The 14577-nt window shown below is 66.1% G+C and carries 11 protein-coding genes and 2 pseudogenes; 10 read left to right on the top strand and 3 right to left on the bottom strand.

Features of this window, described 5'->3' with window-relative positions:
* Positions 1–116 precede the first annotated feature (116 nt).
* From ALI144C_RS51740 to grpE, 8 genes and pseudogenes are all read left to right on the top strand, one after another.
* Positions 117–308 (top strand): annotated as a pseudogene (locus ALI144C_RS51740) (MBL fold metallo-hydrolase); the annotation flags it as partial.
* 172 nt (positions 309–480) lie between these two features.
* A complete protein-coding gene (locus ALI144C_RS51735) occupies positions 481–933 on the top strand; it encodes a hypothetical protein (RefSeq protein WP_076994608.1) in 453 nt (150 codons plus the stop codon).
* A gap of 175 nt (positions 934–1108) precedes the next feature.
* Positions 1109–1780 (top strand): ATP-binding protein, encoded by a 672-nt coding sequence (locus ALI144C_RS51730; protein ID WP_237774713.1) that lies wholly within the window; start codon positions 1109–1111, stop codon positions 1778–1780.
* Positions 1781–1814: 34 nt separating this feature from the next.
* Positions 1815–1990 (top strand): annotated as a pseudogene (locus ALI144C_RS58235) (MBL fold metallo-hydrolase); the annotation flags it as partial.
* Between the two features lie 227 nt (positions 1991–2217).
* Complete coding sequence (locus ALI144C_RS51725) at positions 2218–2421, top strand: cold-shock protein (protein ID WP_033390714.1); 204 nt, start codon at positions 2218–2220, stop codon at positions 2419–2421.
* Positions 2422–3208: 787 nt separating this feature from the next.
* Positions 3209–4327 (top strand): DnaJ domain-containing protein, encoded by a 1119-nt coding sequence (locus tag ALI144C_RS51720; RefSeq protein ID WP_168211557.1) that lies wholly within the window; start codon positions 3209–3211, stop codon positions 4325–4327.
* 37 nt (positions 4328–4364) lie between these two features.
* Positions 4365–5891 carry an Hsp70 family protein gene (locus tag ALI144C_RS51715; protein WP_076994606.1) on the top strand — a complete coding sequence of 509 codons (1527 nt, stop codon included), beginning with the start codon at positions 4365–4367 and terminating at the stop codon, positions 5889–5891.
* Complete coding sequence (gene grpE, locus ALI144C_RS51710; protein ID WP_076994605.1) at positions 5888–6376, top strand: nucleotide exchange factor GrpE; 489 nt, start codon at positions 5888–5890, stop codon at positions 6374–6376. The genes ALI144C_RS51715 and grpE overlap by 4 nt, the downstream gene beginning before the upstream one ends.
* A 123-nt stretch (positions 6377–6499) precedes the next feature.
* Here the strand turns inward: grpE and ALI144C_RS51705 are convergent, their stop codons facing one another.
* The 3 genes from ALI144C_RS51705 to ALI144C_RS51695 form a co-directional block, all read right to left on the bottom strand.
* A complete protein-coding gene (locus tag ALI144C_RS51705; protein ID WP_076994604.1) occupies positions 6500–10213 on the bottom strand; it encodes an nSTAND1 domain-containing NTPase in 3714 nt (1237 codons plus the stop codon).
* Positions 10214–10325: 112 nt separating this feature from the next.
* Positions 10326–11573, bottom strand: a complete 1248-nt coding sequence (locus tag ALI144C_RS51700) for a cation:proton antiporter (protein WP_076994603.1) — start codon at positions 11571–11573, stop codon at positions 10326–10328.
* Between the two features lie 270 nt (positions 11574–11843).
* Positions 11844–12461, bottom strand: coding sequence for a DJ-1/PfpI family protein (locus tag ALI144C_RS51695; protein ID WP_076994602.1), 618 nt, complete (start codon positions 12459–12461; stop codon positions 11844–11846).
* Between the two features lie 82 nt (positions 12462–12543).
* Between ALI144C_RS51695 and ALI144C_RS51690 the strand changes: the two genes are divergently transcribed.
* Together ALI144C_RS51690 and ALI144C_RS51685 are read left to right on the top strand one after the other, a co-directional pair.
* Entirely contained in the window at positions 12544–13881 is a 1338-nt protein-coding gene (locus ALI144C_RS51690) for an aminotransferase-like domain-containing protein (protein ID WP_076994912.1), read from the top strand.
* 121 nt (positions 13882–14002) lie between these two features.
* On the top strand, positions 14003–14530 hold the full coding sequence (locus ALI144C_RS51685; protein ID WP_143231422.1) for a hypothetical protein: 528 nt from the start codon (positions 14003–14005) through the stop codon (positions 14528–14530).
* Positions 14531–14577: the final 47 nt, after the last annotated feature.

Below are 14577 nucleotides of genomic sequence, written 5' to 3'. Positions count from 1 at the left end.
GCATCAGTCCGGAGGAGTCAAGAGGCACCACCTGCCGACGGTCATGCGGTCACACGGCCATGAGCACCTCAAGAGTCGTTGTGAGCCGTATCGCTCCGCCTGTGCACCGCTGACGCGATACTCTGTTCCCGGGCGGCGTGGGCAAGACCAACTCCCCCGAGGACTTCAAGTCTTTGACGGACGACGTCGCCGAGCGGCTGTTCGACGCGTTGCCAGACGACACCTGGTTCTACCCGGGCCACGGCGACGACTCGACGCTGGGCGAACAGAAGCCACACATCGATGAATGGCGTGAGCGCGGCTGGTGAACTGAACAACCCGGGAGCGTCTCGCCCCTGACGAGCACACCGTGTGCGCACCCGCTCGAGTGAATCGCTCCCAGCAAGCTTTGACGCCCGCCATCGAACTCCAGACTCGGTTCGGTGGCGGGGGACCCATTGGAGAATCAGCAGATCCACACCGTCTGACGCGGCGAGGGCAGTGACCGACACCCAGGTGAACGGCTGGACGTGCTGGCGAACCAGCGCCGGTCGGATTCTCGCGTCGCTGCGTTCCGAGTTGCAGGACACTTCGGAGGAGATCGTCGATTCGGTCGAGGCGAATCAGTTCTTGACCGATGTCGACGCATCGCTGCGAGCAGGCGAGACCGTGGTACTCACCGTGAGAGAACTGTTGCGGCACTGGAATGCGCGGACCAGGGGAACCAGGATCACCCGCCGGATCGAGAGAGATCTGACCAGTCACGGAATAGCGACCTTTCCGTACTTCCGCAACGTCACGCTGGATACTCAGATCCGCTTGTCCCTCCTCGTGAGGCCGTCACCGCCACGGGAACCCAAGGCATCCGAGACGCTCAGGATGCATACCCCGGCTGCGCCGGATCAGGATGACGAGGTGCCCCAGATCGGTCTCATCGTTGTGCTCAAATGTTGATGGATCATCCTGTCAGATGTCGGTCCAACATACTGCAAGGTGTCGGTCCACACTGCTGTTCTCACCGTCGCAAGTGGATCGTGCCGGCTACTTCGAACGCATCTGCCGTGGTGGATTTCCCGAGCCTGCCCTCATGCACAGTGCCAGGGCTCGTCGGACCTGGTTCCGTAGCTACGTGCGTGCAATCGCGGAACGAGACATCCGCGAGATGACGAGACTCAACGAGCCCAGCGCCATCACCACGCTCCTGTCCTACCTTGCTTCCATCACGGCGCAGGAGCACAACAGCGTCCATACCTCGAACAAAACAGGCCTGCACCGTACGACCGTGAACCGCTATCTGGAACTACTGGAAGCGGTGTTTCTGATACACCGGCTTCCAGCATGGTCCCGCAATCCGACCGCAAGGATCGTGAAACACGCCAAAGTGCACCTCACCGACACCGGGCTGGCGACCTCGCTACTGGGCATCTCGCCGGAATCACTAGCCAAGCCCGTCTCGCCCCCGCGTGGCGCACTCGTGGAAACGTTCATCGTCAACGAACTCGCCAAGCAGGCCACTTGGAGCGAGGCACAAGTCCGCCTGCACCATTGGAGAATCAGTGGTGGAGCAGAAGTGGACGTCGTCCTCGAACGAGAGGACGGTCAGATCGTCGGGATCGAGTCCAAGGCAGGAGACACAGTCACCGCCGACGACTTCCAGGGTCTCGCGGCACTACGCGACCAGGTCGGCGACCAGTTCCGCCAGGGCATCGTTCTGCACACGGGCAAGCGAGGAAGCGTCCACTTCGGAGAACGGCTCTTGTCTCTTCCCATCGCTGCCCTCTGGGAAGCCGGGCATCGATGACTGAGTCTGTTCACCGCTGACGCGATACTCTGTTCCCAGCGGCGTGGGCAAAACCACCGCGCCCGAGAACTTCAAGTCGCTCACTGACGACGTCCCTCTCGACGGTTCGACGTCCTGCCGGACGACACGTGGTTCTACCCCGGCCACGGCGACGACTCGACCTTGGGCGAACAGCGCCCGCGGCTCAGTGAGTGGCGCGGGCGCGGCTGGCGAACTTTCACCTGGCGGGGGCTGCCTGACGCAGGAGCCCCCGTCGGTGTGCTACACTTCTCAGTGGTCCTAGGTTTTAGGTTCGTGTTTTCAGTACGCGCTCGCGAAACCTTTGTTTGCGGGCAATGCGTATTTCCTCCGGGTTTCGACCGGAGAAGGTCCCCGTCGCAGACAGGCCCGGTTCGTCGCATCAGTGGCGTGCCGTAACCGCTGTACAAGGAGACAACATGGCAGAAGGCACCGTGAAGTGGTTCAACTCCGAGAAGGGCTTCGGCTTCATCGCCCCCGAGGACGGTAGCGCCGACGTGTTCGTGCACTACTCAGAGATCCAGGGCGGCGGTTTCAAGTCGCTCGAGGAGAACCAGCGCGTGCGCTTCGACGTCGGCCAGGGCCAGAAGGGCCCGCAGGCCACCAGCGTCACCCTGATCTGAACGAGGATCAAGCAGACATGCCCCGCCAAACGGCGGGGCATGTCTGCTTTGCGGGACGCGTTGACATCGGCCGCACCACCTCCTCTTCAGATTTCGAGTCGCTGATCAACGACATGCGGTCGCGACTATTCGACGCGCTGCTTGATGACACCTGGTTCTACCCAGGCCGCGGCGACGACTCGATTCTGGGCGAGGAAGACGTACATCGACGAATGGCGCACTCGCGGCTGGTAACGCCTGACGATTGCCACACGATCAGCTGTGTCTGCCGACTGCCGATCGAGTGGCGATCACGCGATCTGCGCCGGACGCTGCACCGGCGGGGGCGTGGAGGTGCGACGGCGTGCGGCGTGGCGGACAGGCGGGAACGTACGGACCAGGGATGTCGTCGTCCGGGCTGAACCCGGGTGTCAGCTCGTGCCGATGAGCGTAGTCCAGGTACCAATTGTCGATCCCGCTCACGTCCCCTGCCTCCGTCCGCCATCGTGCTGACGACAGCCCTTGAGCTTACCTGGACGTAAAACGGCGTTGCCTGACATGTTGACGACTCCCCTGTCGCGTTCTTCCTTGACATCGAGCTATTGGCGTGTAGCTGGCTGCCTTCAGCCTTCGTTGCCTGGTTTGGAGGCAACAGTGCATCGGACGCGAACTTTCGATCACCGCACACCCCGAACGCGCAGCTCAGCCGTGGTGCTTTTTGTTTGCGTTGCGCCAACAAAGGGAAACAATGACAACGAATTCGCGCAACCGCTGGCAAAGTCGTTTTCGATCAGTTCCAATGTCCCCCGTGACTCAGGGACGGCTCACCGACTACTACGCATTGCTCGGCGTGGATCACGACGCGACATCAGAAGAGCTCACCAGCAGGATCAAGCAGGAACTCCGCATCTGGCAGAAGCGGACCAACAATCCCGACCTCACTCGACGGCAGGAAGCGGAGCAGAAGGTCAAGCAGCTCAGCGAGGCGCGGCAGGTTCTGCTCGACGACGACCAACGCCGTGTCTACGACCAACGCTTGGCCGCACAGGGCGCGGCCCCTTCGGCGACTCCCACTGTCGCGGATGGGAGCGACTGGCTTCGGAAGGCCAAGGAGTTCCTCGCTGTCAACGACTATCTGTCGGCGTCCTATGCCGCCCGGGAAGCGCGCCAGAACTACGGTGAGTCCGCCGAAGTGTGGAGCTTGCAGGCCAGGGCGAGCACGGGTCTCGGCCGCGACGAGGATGCCTTGTTCGAGGCGCGCCAGGCGGTCAACCTCAGCCCCGACGATCCGGACCTCCGATTCGACCTGGCCCTGGTGCACGAACGGCTCGGGCAGTGGGGCGACGCGTACGGCTGCTACGAAGCCCTGCAGCGGATGGATCCGACGGACGAGTACACGACGATCGGGATGGCCTCGTGCTTGATCGCGATGGACCAGCCCGACCGCGCCGTACCCATTCTCGAGCCACTCGCCGAGTCCGGCCGGGAACGCGAGATGGCAGGCAGGTACCTGGCCATGGCGTTGATCCGGATGGCCGAGCTCATGCCACGACTGTCGGATGGCGACACCTATGTGGTCACCGGGCAGCACGAGATCAACCAGATGCGGTCGCTGGTGGAACGTGCCCGGCAGGTCTCGGCGGACCGCGACATCCAGGCCGAGGTCACGCGCCTGACCGAATATCTTTCGTGGTGCCAGTCGAAGCACCGGGTCTACGACCTGCGCTACTCAGTGATCTTCAAGCGCGCTGTCATCATCGTCGTCGGGTGGATCGTGCTCAGCCTCGCTGACCAAGGCGTGGCGGTCCTCATCGCGCTCGTCGCCGCGGCGCTGTGGATCGGTCTGCCGATCTACCAGTGCTACAAGCCGGGTTGGAAGATCAACCAGATGAGCCGCGACGAGTCCGGCCGCGCCGGCGCCGCGTGAACGTGTATCCAGCCGAGCCCGGAGTGGGAGGATCGTGATGGCTCGCGTAGTTGGCATTGACCTGGGTACCACCTTTTCCGCGGTGGCCGTGGTCAAGTCCGGTGGCGCGCCCGAACTGCTGTGGAACCGCGACGGGGAGTTCCTGACGCCGTCCGTGGTGATGTTCCAGGAGGGCGAAGCGGCTCTGGTGGGATCGATGGCCAAGCGCAGCGTCGCGGTGATGCCGGACGACTGCGCGCAGTTCGTCAAGCGGCAGATGGGCGATCCACACTGGATCTTCACCGACTCCCGCGGCGTCGAGTACCGGCCGGAACAGATCTCGGCCGTCATCCTGCGCAGGCTGGTCGAAGACGCCGCGATGGCCTTGGACGGCGAGGAAATCCGGGACGTGGTCATCACGGTACCGGCGTACTTCGACGACGCCCGCCGAACGGCCACCCAGGACGCCGGGCAGATCGCAGGCCTCAACGTGCTCCGCCTGATCAACGAACCCACGGCCGCGGCGATCGCGTACGGCCTGGGGCACGAACAGGACGACACGAAACTGTTCGTACTCGACCTCGGCGGCGGCACCTTCGACGTCACGATCATGCGGCTGGGCGGCGGCGAGTTCGACGTCATCGCCACCGACGGGGACCGCAACCTCGGTGGTTTCGACTTCGACAACGCGTTGATGAAGCACGTCGCCTCGACCGTGGCGGACCAGGGCGGCCCCGACCTGCTCGACGGCGGCTCGGCCGAGGCAGACCTGCGCGAGAAGTGCGAGATGGCGAAACGGACGCTCAGCCAGATGGCACAGGCCTCCGTCTTCGTCACCGCGAACGGCAAGAACTTCACGATCAAGGTCACGCGGACCGCGTTCGAAGAGATGACCGCCGACCTGCTCAGCCGCACCGAGGACCTGTCCGAGGCGGTATTGGAAGAGGCAGGGCTGGCGTGGTCGGACATCGACAAGGTGCTGCTGGTCGGTGGGTCGACCCGGATGCCGATGGTCCGCGAGATGATCACGAGGCTGTCCGGCATCCAGCCGGAAACCGGCACCAACCCCGACGAGGTGGTCGCCCTCGGGGCGGCGATCGTCGCCGAGAAGGCCGCCGCGGAACGCCAGGGCAGCACGTCGTTGACCCGGCGCCTGGTCATCTCCGACGTGACCTCGCAGAGCCTCGGCACGATCATCCTGGACCGCAAGCGCAACGACATCGAGATCAACGATGTGATCATTCCGCGCAACAGCAAGATCCCGTGCAGGCAGGTCAAGCAGTACGGCACCGTCCGCCACCACCAGCGGCAGCTCGATTTCACCGTCACCGAAGGCGACGACGAAGATCCCGAGTACGTGACCCGCCTGCTGGAACGCCCGATCGAACTGCCACCGGGCCTGCCCGAGGACGCTCCCCTGCGGGTCACCATGTCCTACGACATCGATGGTGTCGTACACGTGGAGATCTTCGACCTCACCAACAACAGGACGCTGGGCGAGGTCGAGCTCGACCGGCCGCACAACCTCGATCGTTCCGAGGTGGAGAGCATGCACAGGGCGATGCGCGAGCTGGAGGTCCAGTGACCGAGCCGGCGGACGCGACCTCGGAGATCAAGCGCTCGCTCGACGAACTGGCCGACCTGTTCCGCAGGCGACTGCTCGACGACCGGGACAAGCGGCAGGTCATCACGGACTACGCCGAACGGTTGCAACGCGCTGAAGTGGGCGCGTTCCGCCAGTACCTGCAGCCGATCGCGCACGCGCTCGCGCTGGTGGTCGACCGTCTGGACCAGTACGACGGCGCGGACCCCGAGTTCGCCGGCTCGGTTCGGGACGAGCTGCTCGACATCCTGCACCGGCACGGAGTACGGCTGATCCCGGGGGACGGCCAGTTCAACCCGTTGCACCACGAGGCGGTCGGTACCCACCACGACCCGCAGCGTCCCGACCGGTCAGTGGTTTCCTTGCTGCGTCGAGGTTATCTGCACGGTGAATGGGTCTTCCGACCGGCGCAGGTGGTGGTCAACGTCCTCGACGGCACAGCCGAGACAGGCCACGAGCAGGCATGAAGGGATCACGGGGGTGGAGCGTCCACCCCCGTGACTGTTCACCGTGACATCGCGGGACACTGTGGCGTACGGCCGTCAGGGACTGGCGTATGCCGGTCGGACGCGGTCAGGTCCACCTCGGTCTCACGAACACGGCGGGCGGTACGGCAGCTCCGTGGACACGAACTTGTCCCACATCTCGCGAGTGAGCGTGTCCCCCGTGATGGCGCAGATGCTTTGGATGGCTTGGGGCACGTTCATGTCCCACAGCCGCACGGTGTGATCGTCGCTGCCGGTGGCGAGGGTGGCGCCGTCCGGGCTGAACGCCACCGTGTTGACGTCGGCCTGGTGCCCGGTGAGCGGTTGACCCGGACGCGTCCGGTCTTCCGGCTGCCAGAGCAGCACAGTGTTGTCGCCGCTGCCGCTGGCCAACGTCTTCCCATCCGGGCTGAACGCCACCCACAAGACGGGGTTCATGTGGCCGACAAGGGGTTCGCCGAGGAGTCCGGGAGAAGCGAGGTCGGTGACGTCCCATAGCCGGACTTGCTGGTCACGACTGCCACTGGCCAGTGTCCGCCCGTCCGGGCTGAACGCGACCCGGTGGATGTCGTCCCCATGCCCGGTGAGGGGTCCGGCCCGCAGTGTGGGCTTGGTGGGGTCGGTGACGTTCCACAACCACACCGCGGCGTCGCTGTATTCGGTACCCGTGGCCAAAGTCCTCCCGTCCGGACTGAAGGCCATGGCCAGGACGTTGGCGTCCCGTCCGATCACGATCTGGGTCAGCGGCGTGGGTTTGGCCGGGTCGGCGATGTTCCACAACCGCGCGGTGTTCTCGTCCTTCGTGTCGCCGCCGGTGGCCAGGATGCGCCCGTCCGGGCTGAACGCCATCGACCGGATGTCGTCGGCATGTCCGGTCAACGGCGGGCCGAGAGGCGCCGGGCGGGCTGGGTTGGCGACGTTCCACAACCGCACAGTCTGGTCGTCGCCGCCAGTGGCCAGCGTGTGTCCGCCGGGACCGAACGCCACCGACCGGATCGTGATGGTGTGCCCGGTGATCGGTCGGCCAAGGACCTCGGGGCGAGCTGGATCGGCGACGTTCCACAACCGCACAGTCCGATCATCGCCGCCAGTGGCCAGCGTGCGGCCATCAGGGCTGAACGCCACCGAGTAGACGGCCCCGGTGTGTTCGGTCAATGGTGGCCTGGTGGGACCGGCGTGGTTCGGCGCGGTGATGTCCCACAGCCGCACGGTCCGATCATCGCCACCGGTGGCCAGCGTCCGGCCATCAGGACTGAACGCCACCGAACCCACGGTCCCGGTGTGCCCGGCCATCGGTGGGCCGAGTGTCGTGGGCTGGGCGAGGTTGGTGACGTTCCACAGCCGCACGGTCCGATCATCGCCACCGGTGGCCAGCGTCCGGCCATCAGGACTGAACGCCACCGACCGGATCGTCTTGGTGTGTCCCCCCATCGGCTGACCGAGAACCTCGGGGCGAGCTGGATCGGCGACGTTCCACAACCGCACGGTCCGATCATCGCCGCCAGTGGCCAACGTTTGCCCGTCCGGGCTGAACGCCACCGCTTGGAGCACTTGGCCGTTGCTGGTGCTTTCGTTCAGCAGCAGCGGGTGTGCCGGGTCGGCGACGTTCCACAACCGCACGGTCCGGTCGTCGCCGCCGGTGACCAACGTTTGCCCGTCGGGACTGAGCGCCAGCGCGTTGACGATCTTGCTGCTGGGCAACGTGGTGGACAACGGCGCGTTCGCGTCGACGACCAGGTGGGTGCGGGTGTCCGGATCGGCCGGGCGCATGCGGTGGGCGACGAGATCGAGCTGAGCCGCCAGCGACGCGTCGATGGACCGTGTCCGGTTCGCCTCAGCGGTGACCTTGTTGAAGATCGCCGCGTCACGTTGCTCGTGGGCGATGTCGCTTTGCTCGAAGGCGTAGACAGCGGCACCGGACGCGACGAGGCCAAGCGCCGCCAGCATGGCGACCGCGGTCCGGCGAAGTCTGGCCCTGCGGCTTTCGTACCGGGTGGACGCGCTGAGAAACGCCTGCCCGAGCGGCGTGAGAGCAGCGCGGTGCTCGGTCCTCGACCGCCACTGCCTTGCGATGGCCAGCCGATCGCCGCGATACAGCGATCCGACCGGGTTGCCCTCTCTTTCCCACTGGTCGGCGGCCTCGATCAACTGCTGCCGGATGACCTGGTCGTTGCGGCCCGCGTCGATCCAGGTGCCGAGCTGGGGCCACTCCCGCAGCAGTACTTCGTGGGAGAGCTCGATGGCGTTGTCGTCCAACGTCACCAGGCGTTTCTCGATCAGCCAGCCGAGCACCGTCTCGGCGGTCCGCCGATCGTCGAACCCCTTGACGAGGTCGGCCGGATCCGCGCGCCGCCTGGCGGGCTGCGCATCGGGCCTGACCACGACCAGGTGCAAGAGGATGTGCTGGAAGATCGCGCGTTGTTCGGCCGTGGAACACCGCGCGTATGCCTCGTCCGCGGTGGTCATGATCGCGCCCTGGATCCGCCCGGTCCGGCCGTAGTCCGCCACGGTCAGCTTGTCGCCCGTGCGCTGCTGCCAGGTGACGGCCAACGCGTGAGCCAGCAGCGGCAACTGTCCGGCATCCGTCCCGATCTCGTGCAGGAGGACCTCGACCAGTCCCGGCTCGACGGCGACGCCGATCTGCAGAGCCGGCCGCTCGATGGCTTCCCGCAACCCGGCCGGAGTCATCGCCTGGAGGTTGAACTGGCTCGCGGGCAGGAACGGCGCGAGCTGATCGTCAGCGAGGCAGTGGTTGTAGCAGTCGCCCCGCACCCCGAGAACCGCACGCGTCGCGACCACTGCGGTGATGAAACACCGCCGCTCGGCCTCGTCGGCGCACAGGGTGAACACCTCTTCGAACTGGTCCATCACGATGACAGTCCCGTCAGGCACCATGCCCGCCAGCCGGGCGGGATCGGACCGGACTGCCGAGAGGACGTCGGCCGCGCTGTCACCGACCAGGTGCGCGACCTGTTGCGCCAGCGCCTCGCAGGGCTCCTTTGCCGGGGTCAGCAACAACCACTGACGTTCGCTGTCGGCCACCGCGGGTATCACACCGGCCCGCAGCAGTGACGACTTGCCAACACCGGATGGGGCGACGACGAAGACCGGCCCGGTGCGGTGGTCGATCTTGTCCATCAGCACCGACAGGTCCGTCTCGCGGCCGAAGAACCAACGCGCTTGGTCGGGTTGGAACGCACGCAGGCCGGGATACGGGTGGACGTCCCGCGACCGCTCCGCCTGGTTCGCGTCGGGCGGGTAGGGGTCGTCCGGCAGGCAGATCCATCCGACCGCCTCGGTTTCCTTGACCGTGAAGTGCTTGTGGCGATAGCGAGTCTCGTCCGCGGCGCTGTGCCAGACCACTTCACGGAAGAACCAGTCGGAGGTGATCACCGCGAGCACACCGACGGACCCGGCGAGGGCATCCTTCAACGGCGACGCGTCGAGCAACCTGAATGTGTGGTTGATCGCGACGCCGGTCGCACCGTGCTCGTCGAGCAGGACCTCCCCCGCGTGCACCGCCATCCTCAGCCGGATCTGCTCACCGGCCGCGTGTACCCGGTTGTGTCCGTTCAGCGCTTCCACCAGGCGACCGGGCACCTGCTCCACGAAGAACTGCTTCGGAACATCCGCCGGTGCCAGGATGAACACCCCGTCACCCCGGTCTTCGCTGTGGCACGCGCCCCAGTGCGCCCCCAGAGCATGCGCCAGGGCCGCGTAGACGGCGGCGCGTGCTTTCCTTTGCTCCGGGTTCTTCCGCCCGCTGAACCTCTCCACGTCCACAATCAGGACTGTGCGGTGCACCGCATCGGGTGCCATCAACCCTCCCCCGAGGTCACTTCACTCAACCAGAGACGCCATGGTTCCGGCATTCGCGGGGGACCGAACAGACTTTCACCCGTTCGGGTGGACCGACGTACGATCCTGGAGGTTATTTCGCCTGGGTCAGACGGCTGATGGCGATGTTCGAACCGCCGCCGTGCAGGACGACGCTGCCCAGTACACACAAGACGGTGGCCAAGAGGACAGTGTCGGCGTCGGCGCCTTCGGGCAGGCCGTTGTAGGCGATCAGACCGAAGACGATCGAGGTGGTTCCACGCGGCCCGAGCAACGCCAACAGCATCCGGTCCCGCCGTGGCAACGAGGTGCCGAACAGCACCGCGAGAACCGGGACTATCCGGATGATCGTGAGCGCGGCGGCACAGAACACGACGGCCTGCCAGCTCACCCCGAGGATGACCATCACCACGGTCGCCAAGCCGACGACGAACCACATGGTCATGGTCATCAGGGCGGTGACGTCTTCCAGAAGCCCGAAGTCCTGGGTGAGCGCGGTCGGCGCGTGCGGGCGCTGGGTCGTGGGCGCGCGGTGCAGGCTGCGGGCGATGAGCAGGCGGTGCAGGTACCGGAAGGCGATCCCGCACACGAAGGCCGTGACGAAGCCGTTGCCCTCGATCCCCACGGCCGCGCAGTACGCGACAAGCGGCGTGAGCAGGACCGCGATCCGGCGTGACTGCGCCGTCATCCACCCGTTGCGGTCACAGCGGTACATCAGCCACGCGACCACCCCGCCAATCACGATCCCCGCACCGAGCGCCTTCGCCGCCTGGGACACCGCCATGGTCAGGGCGTCCATCGGCGTGGTGGTGGAGCCTTCAGTGGCGATCAGCAGGGCGAACACGAAGACAGGCGAGATGATGCCGTCGTTGTAGCCGCCTTCGACGTTGAGCACGCTGCGCACCCGCGGGGGCAGCCGCCGATCGCGCACTACCTGTTCACTGGGCGCGAAGTCGATCGGTACGACCACACACGCGACGATCAGCAGGATCGGCCAGGGCAGGTCGGGGAACAGCAGCGCTCCCAGTCCCATCGCGGCGAGCACGCTCACCGGCATCGCGAGCAGCAGGACCCTGGTGACCAGGCCTGGCGAGTTGCCCCACAGCCGGCCGCCGCGGACCTCCGTGGCGTCGACGAACAGCAGGAACGCCAGGATGATCTCCGCGACGTGCTGGGCCACTGTCGTGTTCAGCGCCGCGGCCACCGAGTCCTCGACGGCCAGGCCGACGAGGATGCCCGCGAGCACCATGATCGCCGGTGCGCCGAGGTTCCAGCGCAGCAGGCGGACAGCCGTCAAGGATCGGGCGAGGGCGGCCACCGCCGCGGCGAGGAGCGTGATCACTGTCGATGCGGGCTTTCGGTGCGTCAGGCGTCTGTGTTCCGCATGACATAGTGATCGTGTTACGCGGTTCGCGCAGATCGTAAGGCGTCCCGGCGTGTCGGACCCGCGGGTGTGATGATCGTCTGTTCCGCTCGGAGTCGCGGCAACGCCGCCGAGTTGGCTCACCTTGTGGCGAACCCCGACACGGAGGTCAGCGTCGCTCTCGCGTAGACGCTCGCCGTCTATCGCGATCGGCAGGCACATCGGCACCCTTGCCGCGCGAACCGGCACTCAAGAGGTCAAGGCTGGTTCCAGGTAGGGCATCACGTTGCGCAAGGCGCGTTCGACGTACTCCTCCTTCTCCCCGACAGGGGCGACGTAGTGCATGGCTTCCTTCGCACCGTCGAGGCCGTGGAGCCGGGCGATGACCCACGTGGCGAGGTAGGTGGACGCCAGGCAACCGCCTGCGGTCGCGAGGTTGCCGCAGGCGAAGAAGGGCTGGTTGAGCACCTCGACTCCGGCGGCGACGACCCACGGCTTGGTGGTGAGGTCGGTGCAGGCGGGCACGTCGGTCAGCAGTCCGAGTTTGGCGAGGACAAGCGCGCCGGAGCACTGTCCGGCCAACAGTTGCCTGGCGGGGTCGAGCCGGCGTAGGGCGTTCATGATGCTCGGGTTTTCGACGACTTCGCGGGTCATCGAGCCGCTGCCGACGATCACGGCGTCCGCCGCGCAGGCTTCGACGAGGTCGATCGTGGCGTCGATGGTGACGCCGTTCATCGAACGCACCCGTGGGGCCGGGCCGGCGATCGACACCTGCCAGCCGGGCTCTTTGACCCGGTTGAGGATGCCGAGGGCGATGAGCGAGTCGAGTTCGTTGTAGCCCTCGAAGGTCAGGATCGCGGTGTGCATGGCGGGCTCCTCTCGTGTCCACGGGGAGGCTACGACCGTCGACCCATGACAGTCGAAGAATTGTCATGCCTACAATCCGGTGGTGCGGGTACCGAAGTACAAGGGCGTTGTCGACGCGTTCGCCGCGCAGATCCGGGGCGGGCGGTGGCCTGCGGGCACACGGCTGCCCACACATCGGCGGTTGGCTGCTGACGAGGGCATCGCCGTGGTCACCGCGTCACGGGTGTACGCCGAACTGGAAGCGATGGGACTGGTCAGCTGCGAGCAGGGCCGGGGCACGTTCGTCCGTGACCTCGCCGCCGCCCCAGGGGAAGGCGTCGATCAGCAGTCGGTGGCCGTCGACGCCATCGACCTGAGCTTCAACTACCCCGCCGTCCCCGGCCAGGCTGACCTGCTGCGCCAGGCATTGCGTGACCTCGCGACGACCGGGGACATCGACGCGCTGTTGCGCTATCAGCCTCAACGCGGGCGTACCCATGACCGGGCCGCCGTCGCTCGTCACCTGCGACGAGGTGGGCTCGATGTTGGTCGTGAGCGTGTCCTGATCGTCAACGGTTCCCAGCAAGGCCTTGCGGTGACAGCGATGGCCCTGTTCCAGGCGGGTGACGTCATCGCGGTGGACGCCGTGACCTATCCCGGGTTCTCGGTGCTCGCACGCACACTCGGGCTGGAGCTGGCGCCGTTGCCTGTGACCGAGGCCGGACCGGACCTCGCTGCCCTGGAGCGGTTGTGCCGCCAACGCGCGGTCCGCGCGGTGTACGCGATGCCGACCCTGCACAACCCGATGGGCTGGGTACTCGACGAAACCCAACGCACACAACTGGTCTCCATCGCCCGGCAGCACGGGCTGTCGATCATCGAGGACGGCTCGTACGCATACCTGGTCGAGGAGGCGCCACCGCCATTGGCGACGCTCGCGCCCGAGATCACCGTGTACATATCGGGTTTGTCGAAGAGCGTCGCGACTGGGCTGCGGATCGGCTACGTCGCCGCCCCGGTTTCGGTTGTGCCAGCGCTCGAGCGTGCGATCCGAGCTACGACGTACAACACGCCTGCCCTGACGGCCGCCATTGCCTGTCGGTGGCTCGATGACGGCACCGTCGACCGACTCGAGACACAGAAGCGAGAAGATGCCCGCCGACGGCAGTCCATCGCTCGGAAGGCGTTGGCCGGGTTGCCGTACGTCGGGCACCCGTCGTCCTACTTCCTGTGGCTGCCGTTGACGCCGGACGCCCGGCCGGACCGGATCGCAGCATCCCTGGCACGAAAGGGCATCGCGGTCTCCACTGCCGAACCGTTCGCGACGACGCCGACCGTGCCGCACGCCCTCCGGCTGGCGCTCGGCTCGGTCGCTCTCGCCGATCTGCGCACCGCGCTCGAGGACGTCCGGCACGAGGTCGAACGCGACGCTTACCGTTGACTCAAGCCGACCGCTCCGCCTGATTCACGTCCATTCCCATCCGGGGAAGCCACTCACCCAGGACTTTCAAGAGCCTTTCCTTGGTTTCCGACGCCAGTTGTTCCGCCATCGGGTCGAGGCAGTGCTCGACGACGGCCCGGTGCCGCTCAGGTGCTTTGCAGATCAACACCGCCAACGTTATGGCCGTGGATCCGGGCGGACCCGGGTGTTCCTGTTCGGCGCGGTGTGCGGTGTCGTCGCCATCGCCGCTTTCTCGTGGATGATGTGGACTGCCAAGGAGATGCCCGAGCTTGCGCCGACTGTTGCCGGGTCGCTGCTCGCGATCGGGGTCTGTGCCGCGGTGTGGGTCTACTTCCAGTTGGGGCGCGGCAAGTCTGTGCTGACCGCGATCAGTGTGACGACGCTGACTGTTGGTGTGCTCGGTCTTCTTGCCGCGTGGGCGAACTACCGGGGCGATGAACTGGTTGTCCTCGGTGGGCTTCTGGTTCTGGCTTGGTGGGAACGGAGTCTGCTGGTTGCCGGGGCCGCGGCTGTTCTCCTGCTTGTCGGCGCCGTGTCCTTGCCACCGGTCACCGAGCTTGTCCTGGTTTCCGCGGTGCTCTTTCTGTGCGCGTTCGTTGCTCTCGCTCGGCGGAAGGCCGTGGCCTGACGTCTTCCAATTCTTCGTCAGGGGATTGCCAGGTCGCCGCTCACCAC

Source organism: Actinosynnema sp. ALI-1.44, assembly GCF_001984155.1.
Taxonomy (GTDB): Bacteria; Actinomycetota; Actinomycetes; order Mycobacteriales; family Pseudonocardiaceae; genus Kibdelosporangium.
Note: the sequence above shows the minus strand (reverse complement) of the source record. Positions and strands in the feature narration are given on the sequence as shown.